This window comes from Streptomyces sp. NPDC002787, assembly GCF_053592095.1.
In genome coordinates, this window is the sequence record NZ_JBSFVC010000016.1 from 172,213 (window position 1) to 193,664 (window position 21,452).

General features: G+C 70.0%; 16 protein-coding genes. 7 read left to right on the forward strand and 9 right to left on the reverse strand.

Annotation, left to right across the window (positions count from 1 at the left end):
* Positions 1-147: 147 nt before the first annotated feature.
* The 6 genes from ACWD26_RS23510 to ACWD26_RS23535 all read right to left on the reverse strand — a co-directional run bounded on the left by ACWD26_RS23510 (position 148) and on the right by ACWD26_RS23535 (position 6,825).
* Entirely contained in the window at positions 148-819 is a 672-nt protein-coding gene (locus tag ACWD26_RS23510) for a FadR/GntR family transcriptional regulator (RefSeq protein WP_451273057.1), read from the reverse strand.
* 114 nt (positions 820-933) lie between these two features.
* Positions 934-1,494 carry an SMI1/KNR4 family protein gene (locus tag ACWD26_RS23515; protein WP_451273059.1) on the reverse strand — a complete coding sequence of 187 codons (561 nt, stop codon included), beginning with the start codon at positions 1,492-1,494 and terminating at the stop codon, positions 934-936.
* Between the two features lie 157 nt (positions 1,495-1,651).
* On the reverse strand, positions 1,652-3,268 hold the full coding sequence (locus ACWD26_RS23520) for an FAD-dependent oxidoreductase (protein ID WP_451273061.1): 1,617 nt from the start codon (positions 3,266-3,268) through the stop codon (positions 1,652-1,654).
* A gap of 56 nt (positions 3,269-3,324) precedes the next feature.
* Positions 3,325-4,863, reverse strand: coding sequence for a glycerol kinase GlpK (gene glpK / locus ACWD26_RS23525; RefSeq protein WP_451273063.1), 1,539 nt, complete (start codon positions 4,861-4,863; stop codon positions 3,325-3,327).
* A 101-nt stretch (positions 4,864-4,964) separates the two neighbouring features.
* Positions 4,965-5,762 (reverse strand): MIP/aquaporin family protein, encoded by a 798-nt coding sequence (locus ACWD26_RS23530; protein WP_451273065.1) that lies wholly within the window; start codon positions 5,760-5,762, stop codon positions 4,965-4,967.
* Between the two features lie 298 nt (positions 5,763-6,060).
* A complete protein-coding gene (locus ACWD26_RS23535; RefSeq protein WP_451273067.1) occupies positions 6,061-6,825 on the reverse strand; it encodes an IclR family transcriptional regulator in 765 nt (254 codons plus the stop codon).
* A 380-nt stretch (positions 6,826-7,205) separates the two neighbouring features.
* Between ACWD26_RS23535 and metH the strand changes: the two genes are divergently transcribed.
* The 4 genes from metH (at position 7,206) to ACWD26_RS23555 (ending at position 15,383) form a co-directional block, all read left to right on the forward strand.
* The gene (gene metH, locus ACWD26_RS23540; RefSeq protein ID WP_451273069.1) at positions 7,206-10,733 is read left to right on the forward strand and encodes a methionine synthase; all 3,528 of its coding nucleotides are present in this window, start codon (positions 7,206-7,208) and stop codon (positions 10,731-10,733) included.
* A 257-nt stretch (positions 10,734-10,990) separates the two neighbouring features.
* On the forward strand, positions 10,991-11,695 hold the full coding sequence (locus tag ACWD26_RS23545; protein WP_451273071.1) for an HAD family hydrolase: 705 nt from the start codon (positions 10,991-10,993) through the stop codon (positions 11,693-11,695).
* 407 nt (positions 11,696-12,102) lie between these two features.
* Complete coding sequence (locus ACWD26_RS23550; RefSeq protein WP_451273073.1) at positions 12,103-13,707, forward strand: ABC transporter substrate-binding protein; 1,605 nt, start codon at positions 12,103-12,105, stop codon at positions 13,705-13,707.
* 92 nt (positions 13,708-13,799) lie between these two features.
* A complete protein-coding gene (locus tag ACWD26_RS23555) occupies positions 13,800-15,383 on the forward strand; it encodes an ABC transporter substrate-binding protein (protein WP_451273074.1) in 1,584 nt (527 codons plus the stop codon).
* A gap of 83 nt (positions 15,384-15,466) precedes the next feature.
* Here the strand turns inward: ACWD26_RS23555 and ACWD26_RS23560 are convergent, their stop codons facing one another.
* Positions 15,467-16,138 carry a response regulator gene (locus ACWD26_RS23560; protein ID WP_451273076.1) on the reverse strand — a complete coding sequence of 224 codons (672 nt, stop codon included), beginning with the start codon at positions 16,136-16,138 and terminating at the stop codon, positions 15,467-15,469.
* 15 nt (positions 16,139-16,153) lie between these two features.
* A complete protein-coding gene (locus tag ACWD26_RS23565; RefSeq protein ID WP_451273078.1) occupies positions 16,154-17,077 on the reverse strand; it encodes a RecB family exonuclease in 924 nt (307 codons plus the stop codon).
* A 232-nt stretch (positions 17,078-17,309) separates the two neighbouring features.
* Here ACWD26_RS23565 and ACWD26_RS23570 point away from each other — a divergent pair, with 232 nt between their 5' ends.
* The 3 genes from ACWD26_RS23570 (at position 17,310) to ACWD26_RS23580 (ending at position 20,948) form a co-directional block, all read left to right on the forward strand.
* A complete protein-coding gene (locus ACWD26_RS23570) occupies positions 17,310-19,154 on the forward strand; it encodes a site-2 protease family protein (RefSeq protein ID WP_451273080.1) in 1,845 nt (614 codons plus the stop codon).
* 122 nt (positions 19,155-19,276) lie between these two features.
* On the forward strand, positions 19,277-20,179 hold the full coding sequence (locus ACWD26_RS23575; RefSeq protein WP_451273082.1) for a tRNA (adenine-N1)-methyltransferase: 903 nt from the start codon (positions 19,277-19,279) through the stop codon (positions 20,177-20,179).
* A 193-nt stretch (positions 20,180-20,372) separates the two neighbouring features.
* Entirely contained in the window at positions 20,373-20,948 is a 576-nt protein-coding gene (locus ACWD26_RS23580) for a hypothetical protein (RefSeq protein WP_451273084.1), read from the forward strand.
* Between the two features lie 91 nt (positions 20,949-21,039).
* On the opposite strand, the gene ACWD26_RS23585 is transcribed toward ACWD26_RS23580, so the two are convergent.
* Positions 21,040-21,345, reverse strand: coding sequence for a ferredoxin (locus ACWD26_RS23585; RefSeq protein WP_451273086.1), 306 nt, complete (start codon positions 21,343-21,345; stop codon positions 21,040-21,042).
* Positions 21,346-21,452 lie beyond the last annotated feature (107 nt).

A 21,452-nucleotide genomic window follows, 5' to 3' on the forward strand; every position in this document is an offset into this window, starting at 1 on the left:
TTCCGACGTGCCCTCTCGTACGCCCCAACCTTACGGCGTGCCGAGGGGGCCTCCGCAGCCCCCTTGCACGGGGGAGTGAACGGATCAATGCCCCGTTCGCAGGGCTCAAACACTCGTCGGCCGTCGGTGCGGTAAGTGATCCACTTCTCAGAGGGACGAGCGCAGCCACTGCTCCACGCTCGCGATGTGCACCGTCGCCCAGGAGCGCGCGGCGTCGGCGTCGCGGTCACGGAGGGCGGAGAGGATGGCGCGGTGTTCGTGCAGGGTCCGGCTGACGGCGTCCTCCTGGGTCAGGCCGCGCCAGACGCGGGCCCGGGTCGTGGGGCCCGACAGTCCGTCGAGGAGCGAGCAGAGCACGGAGTTTCCGGAGGTCTGCACGATGCCCCGGTGGAACTCCAGATCGCACGCGACCAGCTCCTCCACCGACGGGTCGGTGCCGAGCTTGTCCAACTGGGCGCCCAGCGCGTCCAGTTGCTGTTCGCTGATCCGCAGGGCGGCCATCGCCGTCGCCGCCGGCTCCAGTATGCGGCGTACCGCGAGGAACTCCAGGACCGTGTCGTCGCGGTGGAAGTCGACGACGAAACTCAGTGCCTCGAGGAGGAGTTGGGGGTCGAGGCTGGTGACATAGGTGCCGTCCCCCTGCCGTACGTCCAGGATGCGGATCAACGACAGGGCGCGCACCGCCTCGCGCAGGGAGTTGCGGGACAGCCCGAGATCGGCGGCGAGCTCGCTCTCCTTCGGGAGCCGGTCGCCGGGGCGGAGCGCGCCCGAGACGATCATCCCCTTGATCTTCTCGATCGCCTCGTCGGTGACTGCCATGAGTGAACCCTCCCAGCCGTTCAGACATCCGATGTCTCAAGCCATTATGGGGGCTCTATCAGGCCAAAGACTCCAGGTCGGCCAAGTCCGCGGTCTCGGTCCGCGGCCTCGCCGTCACGCCGCGTCGAACCATTCCTTCCCGGCCGCCCAGTGCGCCACCCAGCCGGCGAAGCCGGACGCGGACGTCGTATGGCCGAACTCCGCGCCGAAGGGCATGGCTCCCACATCGGTGACATGCCAGATGTGCCCGCGGTGGGGGCCGGTGACGACGAGGTGCCAGTTCATCGCGCAGCCGTCCGTGCCCAGCACGATCGACCCGTGGTCGAAGACCTGCTCGATGGCGGCGTCGGGGTCCTCGTACGGCCCGTCGTCCTCCTCCCACAGCCACGCTTTTGTGAGCGGGAACGGCCGACCGAGATCCCGCGTCTCCCCGTCGTCGCCCCAGTCGGAGGGCAGTTCGGCCAGCCCCACGAGGCCGTACTCCGGCGGGCCCTGGGACGAGCCGTCCGATATCTCCGCCACGAACGACCGGTACGGCTCCGGCAGTTCCACCCCGTGCTCCGCCTCGAAGGCCCGTACCGCGTCCCAGCCGAGCGCCGACTCACCGCCGTCGTCCACCGCGAACGCCGCGCGCAGCGCCGCGAGGATCTCGACGGTGGCCTGATCGTTGTTCATGCGCCCATGAAAACACCGGGCACCGACACCCGGACATGCGGGAGGGGCGGCCCCGTCGGACGGAGCCGCCCCTCAGTTGATCCGGCCCCGGAGCGGTGGGGGCCGTACCGCTCGGTGCCGGCCCCGGTCAGGGGGAGGGGCGGCACCGCCGGGTCGGTTACTTCTTGTCGAGCAGGTCCTGGACCTTCGCACGGACCCCGTCCGTCGCGAGCCCCCGTATCGTCAGCGTCGTCCGGCGGCGCAGGACGTCGTCGACCGTCTCGGCCCACTCGGTGTCGCGGGCGTAGACGACCTGCGCCCAGATCTCCGGCGCGTCGGGGTGGACGCGCTCGCCCAGCTCGGGGTTCTCGTTGGCGAGGCGGGCGATGTCGAAGGCCAGCGACCCGTAGTGCGTGGCCAGGTGCCTGGCGGTGTCGGCGCCCATCCGGGGGCCCGGCGCCGGACGGTCCACCAGCAGCCGGTGGGCGACCGCGCGCGGGTTGGCGACCCCCGGCAGCGGCAGCCTCTTCGGCAGCGAGGCGACCGGCTCGAAGTCCTCGCCCAGCGGCCGGCCCGGCAGAGTCTCCAGCTTCTTCATGATCGTTCGGCCGATGTGCCGGAACGTCGTCCACTTGCCGCCCGCGACGGACAGCATGCCGCCCCGGCCCTCGGTGACGACCGTCTCGCGCTTGGCCTTCGCCGTGTCGCCGGGGCCGCCCGGCAGCACCCGCAGACCGGCGAAGGCGTACGTGATCAGGTCACGGTCGAGCTGCTGGTCCCGGATCGAGAACGCGGCCTCGTCCAGGATCTGGGCTATGTCCTTGTCGTCGACCGCGACGTCCGCCGGGTCGCCCTCGTACATCTCGTCGGTCGTGCCGAGCAGCAGCATGTCCTCCCAGGGGAGGGCGAAGGTGATGCGGTACTTGTCGATCGGGGTGGCGAGCGCGGCCTTCCACGGAGCCGTCCGCTTCAGTACCAGATGCGCGCCCTTGGACAGCCGGATGGAGGGGGCCGCGTTCGGGTTCTCCATCCTGCGCAGGTGGTCGACCCACGGCCCGGTCGCGTTCAGCACCAGCCGCGCGCTGACCCCGAACTCGTCGCCGGAGAGCCGGTCGCGCAGCTCCGCACCGGTCACCCGGCCCTTGGTGAAGCGCAGCCCGGTTACTTCGGCGTGGTTCAGCACCACCGCGCCGGACTCGACGGCCGCGCGGACCGTCATCAGCGCCATCCGGGAGTCGTTCATCTGGTCGTCGCCGTACACGGCCACGGCCTTGAGGTTCTCGGTGCGCAGCTCGGGCACGTCCTGCGCCGCCTTGGCGGGGGACAGGAGATGACCCACGCCGTCACCGAACGCCGAGAGCGCGGAGTAGGCGAAGACGCCCGCCCCGAGCTTCGCCGCGCCGTGCGGCCCGCCCTTGTACACGGGGAGGTAGAACGTGAGCGGGTTCGCCAGGTGGGGGGCCACCTGGCGGGAGACCGCACGGCGCTCGAAGTGGTTCTCCGCCACCAGCTTCACCGCGCCGGTCTGCAGATAGCGCAAGCCCCCGTGGAGCAGTTTGGAGGAGGCGGAGGAGGTGGCGCCGGCGAAGTCACCGGCGTCGACCAGCGCCACCCTGAGCCCGGACTGCGCGGCGTGCCAGGCGGTGGAGATGCCCAGGATGCCGCCGCCGATCACGAGAAGGTCGTACGACGCCTTGGAGAGCTGCTCCCGGGTCTCGGCACGGCTCGGGTTCGAGCCGGACGCCGGGCGCGTCCCCAGGGCAGGCAGGGTCTGCAGGGTGGACTGACTGGTCATGTCGGGTTCTTACTCCTCATCAGAGCCGGCGGAAGGAGCCGTCGTGGGCCCTTGGCTCAGCTCTCGTCCTCGATCCAGCCCATGGTCCGCTCGACGGCCTTGAGCCAGCTCTTGTACTCACGGTCGCGGGTCTCCGCGTCCATGCGGGGGGTCCACTCGGCGGCCCGACGCCAGTTGGCGCGCAGGTCGTCGGTGTTGGTCCAGAAGCCGACGGCGAGACCGGCGGCGTAGGCGGCGCCGAGGCAGGTGGTCTCGGCGACCATCGGGCGCACCACGGGGGCGTCCAGGAAGTCCGAGAGCGTCTGCATCAGCAGGTTGTTGGAGGTCATGCCGCCGTCGACCTTGAGGGCAGCGAGCTCGACGCCCGAGTCCTTGGTCATGGCGTCCGTGATCTCACGGGTCTGCCAGGCGGTGGCCTCCAGGACGGCGCGCGCGAGGTGCGCCTTGGTGACGTACCGGGTCAGACCGGCGATCACACCGCGGGCGTCGGAGCGCCAGTACGGGGCGAACAGACCGGAGAAGGCCGGCACGAAGTACGCGCCGCCGTTGTCCTCGACCGAGAGCGCCAGCGTCTCGATCTCGGCGGCGGTGGAGATGAGCCCCATCTGGTCGCGCATCCACTGCACCAGCGAACCGGTGACGGCGATCGAGCCCTCCAGCGCGTAGACCGGCTTCTGGTCGCCGATCCGGTAGCCGACCGTGGTCAGCAGGCCGCTGTAGGAGTTGATGATCTTCTCGCCGGTGTTCATCAGCATGAAGGTGCCGGTGCCGTACGTGGACTTGGCCTCGCCCTCGGCGAAACAGGTCTGGCCGAACAGGGCCGCCTGCTGGTCGCCGAGCGCGGACGCGACCGGGATGCCGCCGAGCAGGTCACCGAGCTTGCCGCCGGTGATCTCGCCGTACACCTCGGCGGAGGAGCGGATCTCCGGGAGCATCGACAGCGGGACGCCGATGGACTCGGCGATCTTCTCGTCCCACTGCAGGGTGTGCAGGTTCATCAGGAGGGTGCGGGAGGCGTTGGTGACGTCGGTGTAGTGCTTGCCGCCGTTGACACCGCCCGTCAGGTTCCAGATGACCCAGGTGTCCATGGTGCCGAAGAGGATGTCCCCGGCCTCGGCGCGCTCCCGCAGACCCTCGACGTTGTCGAGCAGCCAGCGGGCCTTGGGACCGGCGAAGTAGGAGGCCAGGGGAAGGCCGGTCTCACGGCGGAAGCGGTCCTGGCCGACGTTGCGGCCGAGCTCTTTGCAGAGGGCGTCGGTGCGGGTGTCCTGCCAGACGATGGCGTTGTGGACGGGCTCACCGGTGTTCTTGTCCCAGAGCAGCGTGGTCTCGCGCTGGTTGGTGATGCCGATGGCCTTGATGTCGTCCCGGGTGATGCCGGCCTTCTCGATGGCCCCGGCGACGACCTCCTGGACGTTCGTCCAGATCTCGGTGGCGTTGTGCTCGACCCAGCCCGGCTTCGGGAAGATCTGCTCGTGCTCCTTCTGGTCGACGGAGACGATGCGTCCGTCGCGGTCGAAGACGATGCAGCGGCTGGAGGTGGTGCCCTGGTCGATGGCGGCGATGAAGGGGCCGGCGGTGTGGGCGTCGGTCACGGTGTGCTCCTGAAAGTTCACTGGTCGAAGGGCTGTACGTACGGCGCGTGCTGAGCGTTTCGTGAAATCACGGGGTTCCGGAAGTCAGCGGCTCGGTGCTCTTAAGCGAATGCGACGTTGTAGATGCCTGCGGCGATGGCGGCACCGATCAGGGGACCGACCACCGGGACCCAGGCGTAGCCCCAGTCGGAGCCGCCCTTGTTGGGCAGGGGCAGGAGGGCGTGCACGATACGCGGGCCGAGGTCACGGGCCGGGTTGATCGCGTAACCGGTCGGGCCGCCGAGGGACAGACCGATCGAGACCACGACGAGCGCGGTGATCAGGGCGCCGAGCGTGCCGAGACCCTTGCCCTCGCCGTTCAGGCCCTGGGTGAGGACCGCGAGGACGAGCACGATGGTGCCGATGACCTCGGTGGCGATGTTCTGCCACGCGACGCGGATCTCGGGGCCGGTGGAGAAGATGCCGAGCACGGGGCCGGCGGCGGTCTCCCGGGCCTCGACGGACTTGGCCCGGGCGGCCTCCGCCGGCTCGCCGACGATCTCCCGGTCGGTGAGGTGGGCGTGGAACTGGCCGTAGTAGGCGACCCAGACCAGGGCGGCACCGATCATCGCGCCGAGCAGCTGCCCGCCCCAGTAGGTGGGGACCTGGCTCCACTCGATGCCGTCGTCCTTCAGCGCGAGCGCCAGGGTCACGGCCGGGTTCAGGTGGGCGCCGGAGAGCGGCGCGGAGGTGTAGACGGCCGTGAGAACGGCAAAACCCCACCCGAAGGTGATGGCGAGCCAACCGGCGTTACGGGCCTTGGAGGCCTTCAGTGTGACGGCCGCGCACACGCCACCGCCGAGCAGGATGAGTATGGCGGTACCGATGGTCTCGCCGATGAAGATGTCGGAGCTGGACACCCGCGACTCCTTTGTCCTTCGTCCAGGGGAAAGAGTTCGGCCCTTGGCGTTGTCACACTCTAGCGCGGATTGCCGGTAGGTGTTCGACAATGTCGACCGATGGACGGGAGTCTTGCTCCGGCGTTACAGGCACGTCAAGAGTTGTGTTGTCGAAAGCACGATCGTTATTGATCGAACCGGCTCGTCGATCTTGTGATGGCTGCGGGGCACACGCGGGCGGATGACGCGTACGCACGCGTACGGCGAAGGCCGGGACACCGTGAGGCGTCCCGGCCTTCGCCGTGCCGGGTGGCGGCCGTCAGAACCGCGCCGCGCCCAGGTCCCGCGACACCGCGCGGGCGCAGTCCCGTACGGCCGCGATCAGCTCGGAGCGCAGCTCGCCCTCGCGGCACAGCCGCTCCACGGCGCCGGTGATGCCGACCGCGCCCACGGGCATGCGCCGCCGGTCGTGGATGGGGGCGGCGATGGAGGCGACCCCCTCCCACGTCTCCTCGACGTCGGCCGCGTACCCGCGCGCGCGGGTGATGTCCAGGACGCCCTCGAAGTCGTCCGGAGCGCAGACGGTCCGCTCGGTGAACGCCTTGCGCTCGGCCTCCAGGACCTCGCTGTGCGCCACCGGGTCGTACGCCGCGAGGACCTTGCCCAGCGCCGTGGAGTGCAGGGGCTGCATGGCGCCGATCTCCAGGACCTGCCGGCTGTCGTCGGGCCGGAAGACGTGGTGCACGATCAGCACGCCCTGCTGGTGCAGCACCCCCAGGTGGACGCTCTCGCCGCTGGAGCGGGCCAGGTCGTCCGTCCAGACCAGGGCGCGGGCCCGCAGCTCGTGGACGTCGAGATAGGTGGTCCCCAGCCGCAGCAGTTCGGCCCCCAGCTGGTACCGCCCGGAGGCGTCGTCCTGCTCGACGAAGCCCTCCTGCTGGAGCGTGCGCAATATGCCGTGGGCGGTGCCCTTGGCGAGGCCCAGCGACGAGGCGATGTCCGACAGGCCGAGCCGCCGCTCGCCGCCCGCGAGCAGCCGCAGCATCGCGGCCGCCCGTTCGAGCGACTGGATGTTCCGTGCCATCGCCGTCCTGCCTCCGTCCCCTTCGACCGCCGTACGTGAATGATCCCCAACGTTCGGCAATGTCGAACACTACCGGTCGTTGCCGACCTCTCGCCAATGGCCGTCAACAGCTTTTCGGCCACGCTCGCCGAGCGGTGATTCTCCCGTGCCCGTCCGGTGTCCGTTCGGTGATCGTGTGATCGTGGGGTGGTCATGCCGTGCCGGAGCGGTGTCCGACGTCCATTCGTCGTCGGAGTAAACCGCACCCGGCCACCCACGCCACGTTCGTCCGTCCCGTGGACGCCCCTGACCATCCGCGGCGCTCCGGGCTACCCTTGCGGCGTGCGCCTTCCACGGGAAGCCGCAAAGCCGACAGCCGTCGCACTCCAGGGAGCAGCTCCATGGCCTCGTTGCCGAACCCGTCCCCTACGTCCGCCGCCGCAGGCCGGGCCCGATCCGACGCACTGCGTGAGGCCCTCGCCACCCGAGTGGTGGTAGCCGACGGCGCCATGGGCACCATGCTCCAGGCCCAGGACCCCACCCTCGAGGACTTCCAGCAGCTGGAGGGCTGCAACGAGGTCCTGAACGTCACCCGCCCGGACATCGTCCGCTCGGTCCACGAGGAGTACTTCTCGGTGGGCGTCGACTGCGTCGAGACGAACACCTTCGGCGCCAACCACACCGCGATGGCCGAATACGACATCGCCGAGCGCGTGTACGAGCTGTCCGAGGCCGGCGCCCGCATCGCCCGCGAGACCGCCGACGAGTTCGGCGCCCGCGACGGCCGCCAGCGCTGGGTCCTCGGCTCCATCGGCCCGGGTACGAAGCTGCCGACCCTCGGCCACATCGACTACGCCACGCTCCGCGACGGCTTCCAGGCGAACGCCGAGGGCCTGCTCGCCGGCGGCGCCGACGCCCTCATCGTGGAGACCACACAGGACCTCCTCCAGACGAAGTCCTCGATCCTTGGCGCCCGCCGCGCCATGGAGGCCACCGGCACCGACGTGCCCCTGCTGGTCTCGATGGCGTTCGAGACGACCGGCACGATGCTGCTGGGCTCGGAGATCGGCGCCGCGCTGACCGCGCTGGAGCCGCTCGGCATCGACATGATCGGCCTGAACTGCTCCACCGGCCCCGCCGAGATGAGCGAGCACCTGCGCTATCTGGCCCGCCACTCGCGCACCCCGCTGCTGTGCATGCCCAACGCGGGCCTGCCGATCCTCACCAAGGACGGCGCCCACTTCCCGCTCGGCCCCGAGGGCCTGGCCGACGCCCAGGACACCTTCGTACGCGACTACGGCCTGAACCTGGTCGGCGGCTGTTGCGGCACCACCCCCGAACACCTGCGCCAACTCGTGGAGCGCGTGCGGGGCGCCACGCCCGCCGAACGCCATCCGCAGCCCGAGCCCGGCGCCGCCTCCCTCTACCAGACGGTCCCCTTCCGCCAGGACACCTCCTACATGGCGATCGGCGAGCGGACCAACGCCAACGGCTCGAAGAAGTTCCGCGAGGCCATGCTGGAGGCCCGCTGGGACGACTGTGTGGAGATGGCCCGCGACCAGATCCGCGAGGGCGCGCACATGCTCGACCTCTGCGTCGACTACGTGGGCCGCGACGGCGTCGCCGACATGGCCGAACTCGCCGGCCGATTCGCCACCGCCTCCACCCTCCCCATCGTCCTCGACTCCACCGAGGTGGACGTCATCCAGGCCGGGCTGGAGAAGCTGGGCGGCCGCGCGGTCATCAACTCCGTCAACTACGAGGACGGCGACGGCCCCGAGTCCCGCTTCGCGAAGGTCACCCGGCTCGCCCAGGAGCACGGTGCCGCGCTGATCGCGCTGACCATCGACGAGGAGGGCCAGGCCCGCACCCCCGAGAAGAAGGTCGAGATCGCCGAACGGCTCATCGACGACCTCACCGGCAACTGGGGCATCCACGAGTCGGACATCCTCATCGACACCCTGACCTTCACCATCTGTACCGGTCAGGAGGAGTCCCGGGGGGACGGCATCGCCACCATCGAGGCGATCCGCGAGCTTAAGCGCCGTCACCCGGACGTCCAGACCACCCTCGGTCTGTCGAACATCTCCTTCGGCCTGAACCCGGCCGCCCGTATCCTCCTCAACTCCGTCTTCCTGGACGAGTGTGTGAAGGCGGGCCTGGACTCGGCGATCGTGCACGCCTCGAAGATCCTGCCGATCGCCCGCTTCAGCGAGGAGGAGGTGCAAACGGCCCTCGACCTCATCCACGACCGCCGCACCGAGGGCTACGACCCCCTCCAGAAGCTCATGCAGCTCTTCGAGGGCGCCACCGCCAAGTCGTTGAAGGCGGGCAAGGCCGAGGAACTGGCCGCCCTCCCGCTGGAGGAGCGCCTCAAGCGCCGCATCATCGACGGCGAGAAGAACGGCCTCGAAGCCGACCTGGACGCCGCCCTCCAGGACCGTCCCGCTCTCGACATCGTCAACGACACCCTGCTGGACGGGATGAAGGTCGTCGGTGAGTTGTTCGGCTCGGGGCAGATGCAGTTGCCGTTCGTGCTGCAGTCCGCCGAGGTGATGAAGTCCGCGGTGGCCTACCTGGAGCCGCACATGGAGAAGTCGGACGCGGAGGGCAAGGGCACCATCGTGCTGGCCACCGTGCGCGGCGACGTCCACGACATCGGCAAGAACCTCGTCGACATCATCCTGTCCAACAACGGCTACAACGTCGTCAACCTCGGCATCAAGCAGCCGGTCTCCGCGATCCTGGACGCCGCCGCCGAGCACCGCGCCGACGTCATCGGCATGTCCGGGCTCCTGGTCAAGTCCACGGTGATCATGAAGGAGAACCTGGAGGAGCTCAACCAGCGCGGCCTGGCCGCCGACTACCCCGTCATCCTCGGCGGCGCAGCCCTCACCCGCGCCTACGTCGAGCAGGACCTGCACGAGATCTACGAGGGCGAGGTCCGCTACGCCCGCGACGCCTTCGAGGGCCTGCGCCTCATGGACGCCCTGATCGGTGTCAAGCGGGGCGTGCCCGGGGCGAAGCTGCCCGAGCTCAAGCAGCGCCGGGTACGGGCGACGGCCGCCACCACCGTGGTCGAGGAGCGCCCCGAGGAGGGCCACGTCCGCTCCGACGTCGCCACCGACAACCCCGTCCCCACCCCGCCGTTCTGGGGCACCCGCGTCATCAAGGGCATCCAGCTCAAGGAGTACGCGACCTGGCTGGACGAGGGCGCGCTGTTCAAGGGCCAGTGGGGGCTCAAGCAGGCCCGCACGGGCGACGGGCCGACCTACGAGGAGCTCGTCGAGACCGAGGGCCGGCCCCGGCTGCGCGGCCTGCTCGACAAGCTGCAGACCGAGAACCTCCTCGAAGCGGCCGTCGTCTACGGCTACTTCCCCTGTGTGTCCAAGGACGACGACCTGATCATCCTGGACGACGACGGGAACGAGCGGACCCGGTTCTCCTTCCCGCGCCAGCGACGGGGCCGGCGCCTGTGCCTGGCCGACTTCTTCCGCCCGGAGGAGTCCGGCGAGAGGGACGTCGTGGGCCTCCAGGTCGTCACCGTCGGCTCCCGCATCGGCGAGGAGACCGCCCAGCTCTTCGAGTCCAACGCCTACCGCGACTACCTCGAACTCCACGGCCTGTCCGTGCAGTTGGCCGAAGCCCTCGCCGAGTACTGGCACGCGCGCGTCCGCTCCGAGCTGGGCTTCGCCGGGGAGGACCCGGCCGCGATCGAGGACATGTTCGACCTCAAGTACCGCGGTGCCCGCTTCTCCCTCGGCTACGGCGCCTGCCCCGACCTGGAGGACCGGGCCAAGATCGCGGAGCTGCTGGAGCCCGAGCGGATCGGCGTACAGCTGTCGGAGGAGTTCCAGCTCCACCCCGAGCAGTCCACCGACGCCATCGTCATCCACCACCCCGAGGCGAAGTACTTCAACGCGCGGTAGCTCCGCTGGGAGCCGTGTTCGACCGCGGGTGCGTGGGGGCTGGCCGCGCCGGCGGAGCCGCACATCGAGTACAGCCCCGCGCCCCTTCAGGGGCGCGTTGGCCCCCCAAGGCTGTGAGGCGGACCGCGCCTGGTCGGCAGCCCCGCAAGGCATTTGGCCGCGCGTTCCCTCGGGCGGCGTCGTAGACTGGTCGGTCCACCGCAGGCCGGTTCCCCATCCGGGAACCGGCCTGCTCGTCCCACAAGGAGGTGCGCCGGATGACCACGACGATCCCCGCGCTAGGAACCCGTACGGCCGAAGGCTCCGCCCTGCAGGCCGTGCTCCTCGACATGGACGGCACCCTCGTGGACACCGAGGGCTTCTGGTGGGACGTGGAGGTCGAGGTCTTCGCCGGCCTTGGTCATGTCCTCGACGACTCCTGGCGCCATGTCGTGGTCGGCGGCCCCATGAGCCGCAGCGCGGGTTTCCTGATCGAGGCCACCGGCGCCGACATCACCCTCGCCGAGCTGACCGTGCTGCTCAACGACGGCTTCGAGGCCCGCATCGGGCGCGCGCTGCCGCTGATGCCCGGCGCCTCCAGACTCCTCGCCGAACTCGCCGCGCACGGCGTGCCCACCGCTCTGGTCTCCGCCTCGCACCGGCGCATCATCGACCGCGTCCTGGCCTCGCTCGGCCCCCAGCACTTCGCGCTGACCGTCGCGGGCGACGAGGTCGAACGCACCAAGCCGTTCCCCGACCCCTACCTGCTGGCGGCCTCCGGACTGGGTGCCGACCCGGCCCGGTGCGCGGTCATCGAGGACACCGCGACCGGCGTCGCCGCCGCCGAGGCCGCAGGCTGCCATGTCGTCGCCGTCCCGTCCGTGGCCCCCATCGCCCCCGCCGCCCGGCGCACCGTCGTGACCTCCCTGGAAGAGGTCGACCTGCCATTTCTGCGCGGCCTGATGGCGGCGACGGTCAATTGAAAACGCAAGGAATTCCAAGATCACTCACAGGGCAGGGTCCGGGAAATTCAATCGGCCGGGAATGACTGAATTCCCGCACTTGGGAACCCCTTTCCGGCTGTGACGTTTGCCACTCGAAAGGGGCTCCGGGAGCCCCTTCGAGCGCGCCCAATCCCCGCATTCAGGGGTGTTCGGCGCGCCCTTGTGTCCCGATTGGTGAAGGGTGCACCCAAACATTCCGTGCGTGCTACACCGTTTCCGTCCGCGCCCGGTTCCGCAGCGTGATGGGAACTCAACTCCGGTACGTACGAACCCCTCTGGCGGTGCGGGCTAATCTCGACGCGAGAACATCGCCGTACATCCCGTGACGCGCTCGCACCACCCCGCCGGCACCCGTCTCGGAACACAGCTCTGGAGAAACAACGAGCATGAACCGCAAGACCTTGGTGCTGCCGGCCCTGATCGGTCTGCTCACCCCGGTACTCGCCGCCTGCGGAGCGACCGACAGCGCGGGCGGCAGCGGTGACGCGATCGTCGTCGGCACCACCGACCGGTTCGCCGCCTCGAAGGCGGCCCCGGCGCCCATCGACCCGGCCTACGCCTACGACGTCGGTACCTGGAACATCCTCCGCCAGACCGTCCAGACCCTCCTGGTCCAGCCCCGCGGCGACGGCGAACCGGAACCCGAGGCCGCCTCCAGCTGCGCCTTCACCGACAGCGGCAACGAGCGCTACGCCTGCAAGCTGCGGACCGGCCTGAAGTTCGCCGACGGCTCCCCGGTGACCGCCGAGGACGTGAAGTTCTCCATCGACCGCGCCCGCTCCATCAAGGCCGACAGCGGTGTCTTCGCCCTGCTGTCCACCATCGACCTCGTCGAGACCAAGGGCGACAACGAGGTGATCTTCCACCTCAACGGCCCCGACGCGACCCTGCCGTACAAGCTGTCCACCCCCGTCGCCGGCATCGTCAACCCCGCCGACTACGACAAGGGCGAGCTGCGCGACGGCTTCCAGGTCGACGGCTCCGGCCCGTACACCCTGGACGCCGAGGTCGAGGACGGCGAACTGGTCAAGGCCGTCTTCACCAAGAACCCCCACTACCGCGGCCAGTTGGACCCGAAGAACGACAAGGTCGAGCTGCGCTCCTTCGCCGACGCCGACGCCATGGGCACCGCGCTCCAGGACGGCGACATCGACCTGATGACCCGCACCATGACGCCGGAACAGATCACCAAGCTCTCCGCGTCCCACGACAGCGACATCGACGTGATCGAGTCCGCCGGCCTCGAGATCCGCTACCTCGCCTTCAACACCGACGCCTCCCCGGTCAGGAGCACAGCCGTCCGCCGGGCCATGGCCGAGACCATCGACCGCGGCGAACTCGTCGCCAAGGTTTACGGCTCCCAGGCCGAACCCCTCTTCTCGCTGGTCCCCGCAGGCATCACCGGCCACTCCAACTCGTTCTTCAACAAGTACGGCGACCCGGACCCCGCCAAGGCCAGGTCGACCCTGGAAGCGGCCGGCATCACCACCCCGGTGAAGCTGACCCTCCACTACACGACCGACCACTACGGCGCGGCCACGAAGAAGGAGTTCGAGCTGCTCAGGAAGCAGCTCAACGACAGCGGCCTGTTCGACGTCACCATCAAGGGCACCCCCTGGTCGACGTTCCGCCCGGCCGAACAGGAGGGCGAGTACGCCGTCTACGGCATGGGCTGGTTCCCCGACTTCCCCGACGCCGACAACTACCTCGCGCCCTTCCTCGACAAGGACAACTTCCTCGGCTCGCCCTACGCGAACAGCGAGATCCGCGGCAAGCTGATCCCCGAGTCCCGCCGCGAGGCCGACCGCCTCACCGCCTCCGGAAGCCTCACCGGCATCCAGGACATCGTCGCCGACGACGTACCCGTTCTGCCGCTGTGGCAGGGCAACCAGTACGTCGCCGCCCGCGACGACATCACCGGCGCCGAATACGCCCTCAACACCGCCTCCACGCTCCAGCTCTGGGAGCTGAGCCGCGGCAGAAGCGACTGACCGGACCTCACCATCCGCCCCGGGCGAGGCCGAACGGCCTCGGGGGACCCCGGAGCGCCCGCAATGCATCCGACGACACAAGGCATCCATACGTGAACATACGCACCCAGTGGCCCGTCCTGACCATCGCGACAGGGCTGGCCGCCGGCCTGCTGACCGGTTGTGGCTCCGAATCGGGGGGATCCGGGGACTCCGGCTCCAACGTGGCGATCGGGATGTCCGAGGACGTCCTGGCCACCGACCCCGCCTCCGGCTACGACCCCGGGTCCTGGCTCCTCTTCAACAACGTCTTCCAGTCGCTGCTGAGCTTCCCCAACGGCGCCACCGAGCCCGAACCGGACCTCGCCGAGGAGTGCTCCTTCGCGGACAGCGGCGCCACGGTCTACGAGTGCACCCTCAAGGACGGACTGAAGTTCAGCAACGGTGAGGCGCTCACCGCGAAGGACGTCAAGTTCTCCTTCGACCGCATGCTGAAGATCAACGACGACGCCGGCCCCGCGATCATGTTCCCCATGCTCGACAAGGTCGAGACCCCGGACGACAAGACCGTCCGCTTCGACCTCAAGTACGCCGACGCCACCTTCCCCAGCAAGATCGCCTCCGGCGCCGGCTCGATCGTCGACGAGAGCTCCTACGACGCCGACGGCCTCCGCAAGGACGGCGAGGCGGTCGGCTCCGGCCCCTACAAGCTGGAGTCCTTCGGCGAGGACGAGGCCGTCTTCACCGTCAACGAGAACTACACGGGCACTGCCGACGTCGAGAACAGCGGCGTCACCCTCAAGTTCTTCCACGGCGACCAGGACGCCCTGAAGAAGGCCCTCCTGGAGGGCGACCTCGACGTCACCTACCGCGGCCTCAGCGCCTCCGACATCTCCGACATCGAGACCGACACCTCCACCGCCGACGGCGTCGACATCGTCGACGGCACCGGCGCCGAGGTCCAGCACCTCGTCTTCAACATGGACGATCCCGTAACCGGCAAGCTCGGCGTCCGCCAGGCCATCGCCTACCTCCTGGACCGCGACGCCCTCGTCAACGAGGTCTACCAGGGCACCGCCACGCCGCTGTACTCGATCATCCCGGCCGGCATCACCGGCCACAACACGGCCTTCTTCGACACCTACGGCGCCCGCCCCTCCAAGGACAAGGCCCAGGCCGCCCTGCGCGCCGACGGCATCACCGACAAGGTCGAACTGACCCTCTGGTCCACGCCGTCGCGCTACGGCCCCTCCACCGACCAGGAGTTGGAGGCCGTCGCCCAGCAGCTCAACGACAGCGGCCTGTTCGACGCGAAGGTGGAGTCCGTCGCCTTCGACCAGTACGAGAAGGACATCGCCGCCGGCAAGTACGGCGTCTACGTGAAGGGCTGGGTCCCCGACTACCCGGACCCCGACAACTTCACCAGCCCCTTCTTCGGCAAGGGCAACGTGCTCGGCAACAACTACTCCAACGACACCATCACCGGTGAACTCCTCCCGAAGACCGCCGCCGAGAGCGAGCGCTCCTCCACGGAGAAGGAGTACGCCGAACTGCAGAACATCGTCGCCACCGACGTCCCCCTCATCCCCATCTGGCAGGCCAAGCAGTACGCCGTCGTCCGCGACAACGTCTACGGCCTGGAGTACTGCCTGGACGCGTCGACCGTCTTCCGCTTCTGGGAGATCAGCAAGGGCTGACGCCCTGCCGGTCCCCGCACGACCGAGGGCGCCCTCTTCCGGTGAAGAGGGCGCCCTCGGCGCGTGGTTCGACGCCCGATCGCCTACTGGGCGCCGGGACGCACCAACCCGCTCTCGTACGCGTACACCGCCGCCTGCACGCGGTCACGCAGCCCCAGCTTGGTCAGCACATGCCCCACATGCGTCTTGACGGTGGTCTCGCTGACGAACAGATCGGCGGCGATCTCCGCGTTCGACAAACCCCGGGCCACCAGCTTCAGCACCTCTACCTCACGGTCGGTCAGCGTGTGCAGCGTGTCCGGCACCGGCTCGTCACCCGACGGCAGATGCACCGCGTACTTGTCGAGAAGCCGCCGCGTGATGCTCGGCGCGAGCATCGCCTCCCCGCCCGCCACCACCCGGATCGCCTGCACCAGCTCATTGGCCGGCGCGTCCTTCAGCAGAAACCCGCTGGCGCCCGCCCGCAGCGCCTCCACCACATACTCGTCCAGATCGAACGTGGTCAGCACCAACACCTTCGCCGGCCCGTCGCGCCCCGGCCCCGTGATCTGCCGGGTCGCCTCCACCCCGTCCATCCGAGGCATACGGATGTCCATCAGAACCACATCGGGCTGCAACGCCCGCACCTGGTCGAGCGCCTGAAGGCCGTCCCCGGCCTCCCCGACGACCGCGAGATCCTGCTCCGCCTCCAGAATCATCCGGAACCCGGTACGCAGCAGCGGCTGGTCGTCGACCAGTAGGACGCGGATGGCCACGAAAATCTCCTTCGGCTAGTCCGCGCCCATTCTGCCCTGCCCGTCGGCCCCAGCCTCGGGCGACCTCACCTGGAGGGGGTACGGCGGGGGAGTACCACCGAACTCCGGACACACCGACCGGTGGTCGCACCAGCCGCACAGCTTCGTCGGCCGGGGCCGCCAGTCCCCGCTCTCCGTGGCCAGCCTGATCGCCTCCCACAACGCGAGCAGCTTCCGCTCCACGCGCTCCAGATCCGCCACCACCGGGTCGTACGTCAGCACATCACCACTGCCGAGATAGACGAGCTGGAGCCGACGCGGCACCACCTGCTTCAGCCGCCACACCACCAGGGCGTAGAACTTCATCTGGAACAGCGCGCCCTCCGCGTACTCGGGCCTAGGTGCCTTCCCCGTCTTGTAGTCGACGATCCGCACCTCGCCCGTGGGCGCCACATCCACCCGGTCGATGATCCCGCGCAGCCTGAGCCCCGAGTCCAGCTCCGCCTCCACGAACAACTCCCGCTCGGCGGGCTCCAGTCGCGTCGGGTCCTCCAGCGTGAACCAGCGCTCCACCAACTGCTCGGCCTCGGCCAGCCAGCGCGCCAGCCGCTCACCCTCCGGGTCGTCCGCGAACAGCTCCACGACCTCCGGCCTGCTCTCCCGCAGCCGGTCCCACTGCCCGGGCACCAGCGACCTGGCCCTGGGCGCCGTCCGCTCGGCCGCCGGCGCGTCGAAAAGCCTCTCCAGCACCGCGTGCACCAGCGTCCCCCGCGTCGCCGCCTCGCTCGGCTTCTCCGGCAGCCGGTCGATCACCCGGAACCGGTACAGCAGCGGACACTGCATGAAGTCACTGGCGCGCGAGGGCGACAGCGAGGCAGGCGGCGCGGCAGCCCGCACGGCGGGACGGTCGCCCTCGCCGCCCACGGGGACGGTGCCGGTGCCGTCGGTGCTGGTTTCCATGACCACAGACCATACGACCCGCCACTGACAGTGACAGCCACGGCCCCGCACGACGGCTCCGCACGACGGCCCCGGCCGACGTCACCGCAGTCGACACCCGTGTGCCTCGTGCGACGCGGGGAAGAGAGAGGGGGTGCCGGGGAGGAACGCACCCCGGCGACGGCATAGCATCGACCGCAGACCCTTCCGCCCGGCCACCGGGCGCGGAAGACGCTTCGAACGAGGGGACATCGTGGAGACGAGCGGCGGGAGCGGGCAGCCGCGGTCCGACAGCGACGAGGCGCCCGAGCGCGCACACCGCGACGCGACCGAGCCACCGGCGGACAGCCCCGCCCCCACCCCGCCCACGGCCCACCACGGCCCCGGCGATCCCGACGCCACCCCTTCGCCGGCCCCCGAGAAGCCGGGCACCACCGAGCAGCACGACGCCGTCGAGGAACCCTCCGCCGCCAACCTCCCCAAAGACTCCGAGGCCGCGAAGCCGTCGCAAAGCCCTGCGCACAACCTGTCGGCAGGCCCGACGGACCAACCGCCCGCGGGCTCGGCGAACAAGCCGCCGACAGACCCGGCTGACCAACCACCCGCGGATTCCCCGGACCAGCCCGCGGGCTCGGTGGACCAGCCCGAGGGCTCGGTGGACCGACCGTCCGAGGACCCGACCCGGCAACCGCCCGCGGACGCGACGGAGCCACCACCCGCGAACCGGGCTGACACACCACCCGCGGACGCGACGCACCGCCCCTCAGCCGACGCGACGCACGGACCGCCGTCGGACCCGATGAGCAGGCCCTCGGCGGACCCCGCGACCCCGGCCACGCCACCCAACCCGCACAAGACGCCGGCGGGCGAGCCGGAGCGCACGGTCACCTCCGAGCGCCCCCACGCCCACCCGGACACCGCCCCCAAGCCCCCCGAGCGCCCCAAGGAGCCCGGCGGCGGCATCCTCATGGGCCGCCCCTTCGGCGTACCCGTGTACGTCGCGCCCAGCTGGTTCCTCGTCGCCGCCCTGATCACCTGGGTCTTCGGCGGCCAGCTCGACCGCGTCCTACCCGAACTCGGCGGCACCCGCTACCTCGTCGCCCTCTTCTTCGCGGTCGCCTTCTACGCCTCCGTACTCGTCCACGAACTCGCCCACACCATCGCCGCCCTGCGCTACAAACTGCCGGTGCGCCGCATCCAGCTCCAGTTCTTCGGCGGCGTCTCGGAGATCGAGAAGGAGTCCGAGACCCCCGGCCGCGAGTTCATCCTCGCCTTCGTCGGCCCCCTGCTCTCCCTCGTCCTCGCCGGCGTCTTCTACGTCGCCCTGCTGGCCGTCGAACCAGGCACCGTCCCCGGCGTCCTGCTCGCCGGCCTGATGGTCTCCAACCTGATCGTCGCCGCCTTCAACCTCCTCCCCGGCCTGCCCCTGGACGGCGGCCGCATGCTCCGCGCCGTCGTCTGGAAGATCACCGGCAAACCGATGAGCGGCACCATCGCCGCCGCCTGGGTCGGCCGCGCCCTCGCCCTCTCCGTCCTCATCGGCCTACCACTGCTCACCCAGTCCGGACTGCTCGGCTCCGCCGCCGAGGACAGCGTCGGTATGGACACCGTCCTCGACGCCCTCCTCGCCGCGATCCTCGCCGCGATCATCTGGACCGGCGCAGGCAACAGCCTCCGCATGGCCCGACTGCGCGAACACCTCCCCGAACTCCAGGCCCGCACCCTCACCCGCCGCGCCGTCCCCGTAGAGACCGACACCCCCCTCTCCGAGGCCCTCCGCCGCGCCAACGAAGCCGGCGCCCGCGCCCTCGTCGTCGTCGACCCCGACGGCGAACCCCTCTCCCTCGTCCGCGAAGCCGCCATCGTCGGCGTTCCCGAACACCGCCGCCCCTGGGTAGCCGTCAGCGGCCTCGCCCAGGACCTCACCGACGGCATGCGCGTCTCCGCGGAACTCGCGGGCGAAGCCCTCCTCGACGCCCTCCGCGCGGCCCCGGCCACCGAATACCTGGTGGTGGAGGAGTCAGGAGAGATCTACGGAGTCCTCTCTGCGGCCGACGTCGAGCGAGCCTTCGTGAAGGCCATGGCAAGGCCCAGCTGAGCGCCCCGAAAGGGGCGCGGGGAACTGCGCGACCAGCCACCACGGACCCGCATGCCCCCACGGACGCGAGCCCACCCCCACCGTGGTCGGCGCGCCCTCCGGGGACCGGTACGCTGGGTCACATGTCCGAACCGACCGGTGCCGCCCGCCGTCGCGGGCCCTTCAAGGTCGGGGACCAGGTCCAGCTCACCGACCCCAAGGGACGCCACTACACGTTCACGCTCGAAGAGGGAAAGAACTTCCACACCCACAAGGGTTCCTTCCCGCATGACGAGCTGATCGGCGCTCCCGAGGGCAGTGTTGTCCGCACCACGGGGAACGTCGCCTACCTGGCGCTCCGCCCCCTGCTCCCCGACTACGTCCTGTCCATGCCCCGCGGCGCCGCCGTGGTCTACCCCAAGGACGCGGGGCAGATCCTCGCCTTCGCCGACATCTTCCCCGGCGCCCGTGTCGTCGAGGCCGGCGTCGGCTCCGGCTCGCTCAGCAGCTTCCTGCTGCGCGCCATCGGCGACCAGGGCATGCTGCACAGCTACGAGCGCCGCGCCGACTTCGCCGAGATCGCCCAGGCGAACGTGGAGCGCTACTTCGGCGGCCCCCACCCCGCCTGGCAGCTCACCGTCGGCGACCTCCAGGACAACCTGTCGGACACCGACGTCGACCGCGTCATCCTCGACATGCTCGCCCCCTGGGAATGCCTGGAAGCCGTCTCCAAGGCCCTCGTCCCCGGCGGCATCGTCTGCTGCTACGTGGCGACCACCACCCAGCTCGCCCGCACCGTCGAGTCCATCCGCGAGATCGGCTGCTTCAACGAGCCCAGCGCCTGGGAATCGATGATCCGCAACTGGCACATCGAGGGCCTCGCCGTCCGCCCCGACCACCGCATGATCGGCCACACCGGCTTCCTGCTCACCGCCCGCCGCCTCGCCGACGGCGTCGAGCCCCCCATGCGCCGCCGCCGCCCCGCCAAGGGCGCCTACGGCGAGGACTACGCGGGACCCAACGCCGACGGCGGCACCGGCCGCTGACCACCCGTACGACGAACACGCCATTGACGTGGCCGAGTTCCCCGCAGCGCCCGGGAACTCGGCCACGGCGTTTTCCCGTTGACGCGCCACCAGAAAGCTGCGGGAACCACGTACCCCGCCGTTCCCCACCCCTGTGACGTGTGGCACCATGCGGTCATCCCAACCGGCACAGCACCCTCAGGAGACGCTCCTAGTGCAGCAATCCGCCGTCCCGGAACTGGCACACGCGCACACCCGCCCCATCCACTGGCTCGCCACGGCCACCGCCCTCGCCGGAGTCGTGGCCCTGTCGTCCGCCCTCCAACCCGACGCGGCGCGAGCGGCCCAGGCCGACCCCAGGACCCAGCCGGCCCCGGCCGTCGTGGCGGCCCCCGACCCCACCGAGGTGGACCTCCCGCTCGACTGCGGACCCGTCGGGATCGTCGTGAAACAGAAGCGCTCCGGGGACCTCGACGGAGACGGCCGCCCGGAGACCGTGGCCGTCGTGCACTGCGACGCCAGCATGGGCACGCCGCCCGACGGCGTGTACGTCCTCACCCGCTCCACCGACGCCGCGCAGCCCCGCGTGGTGGCCACCCTCGTGAACCCCGAGGACCGCAAGACCGTCACCGACTTCGCCGTCCGTGACGCCGTCGTCACCGCGACCCTCCACGGCTACTCGTCGGAGGACGTCCCCAACTGCTGCCCCGACGTCACCGACCCCGTCAAGTGGCAGTGGAAGAACGGGGCGTTCACGCGCTCTACGCCCGCCGGAGCACAAAGCGTCTGAACACCACCCGACGGCAGACGAACGGGAAGTGATCACCCGGCAAACCCGGTGTGAGAAAACAGACACACGACGACGCGGAGTGCCCGACGAGTCACTCCGCGTCGGGACCGAAGACCTCGACCCTGTCCGAAACGCGACGTACATGGATGCAGTCGCCCGGACACTCCTTCGCGGAGTCCACCACATCCGCGAGAAGCGGCAGCGGAACGGGCGTTGTGGCCCCCGGAGCCTGCAACAACTCGTCCTCCGCGCTCTTCACGTAGGCCAGCCCATCGATGTCCAGCTCGAACACCTCGGGCGCGTACTGGGCGCAGATACCGTCACCGGTGCACAGGTCCTGGTCGATCCAGACCTCGAGCGCCTCGCCCTCGGCTCCGGCCTCCTGCTGCACGCTCATCTCTCCTGCCGTTTCATTCGTCGAGCCGGTCGGGAACGATGCAGGCTCTGACGGGTGTTGAACACTTCGACCCTACCTGGGGCCGCTTCCCAATCATGTTCGGTGGG

What these genes read in the sequence shown, in the direction of transcription:
- ACWD26_RS23510 (WP_451273057.1), bottom strand. Translation starts at nt 819, where the DNA reads ATGGCAGTCACCGACGAGGCGATCGAGAAGATCAAGGGGATGATCGTC.
- ACWD26_RS23515 (WP_451273059.1), bottom strand. Translation starts at nt 1,494, where the DNA reads ATGAACAACGATCAGGCCACCGTCGAGATCCTCGCGGCGCTGCGCGCG.
- ACWD26_RS23520 (WP_451273061.1), bottom strand. Translation starts at nt 3,268, where the DNA reads ATGACCAGTCAGTCCACCCTGCAGACCCTGCCTGCCCTGGGGACGCGC.
- ACWD26_RS23535 (WP_451273067.1), bottom strand. Translation starts at nt 6,825, where the DNA reads ATGGCACGGAACATCCAGTCGCTCGAACGGGCGGCCGCGATGCTGCGG.
- metH (WP_451273069.1), top strand. Translation starts at nt 7,206, where the DNA reads ATGGCCTCGTTGCCGAACCCGTCCCCTACGTCCGCCGCCGCAGGCCGG.
- ACWD26_RS23545 (WP_451273071.1), top strand. Translation starts at nt 10,991, where the DNA reads ATGACCACGACGATCCCCGCGCTAGGAACCCGTACGGCCGAAGGCTCC.
- ACWD26_RS23550 (WP_451273073.1), top strand. Translation starts at nt 12,103, where the DNA reads ATGAACCGCAAGACCTTGGTGCTGCCGGCCCTGATCGGTCTGCTCACC.
- ACWD26_RS23565 (WP_451273078.1), bottom strand. Translation starts at nt 17,077, where the DNA reads ATGGAAACCAGCACCGACGGCACCGGCACCGTCCCCGTGGGCGGCGAG.
- ACWD26_RS23575 (WP_451273082.1), top strand. Translation starts at nt 19,277, where the DNA reads ATGTCCGAACCGACCGGTGCCGCCCGCCGTCGCGGGCCCTTCAAGGTC.
- ACWD26_RS23585 (WP_451273086.1), bottom strand. Translation starts at nt 21,345, where the DNA reads ATGAGCGTGCAGCAGGAGGCCGGAGCCGAGGGCGAGGCGCTCGAGGTC.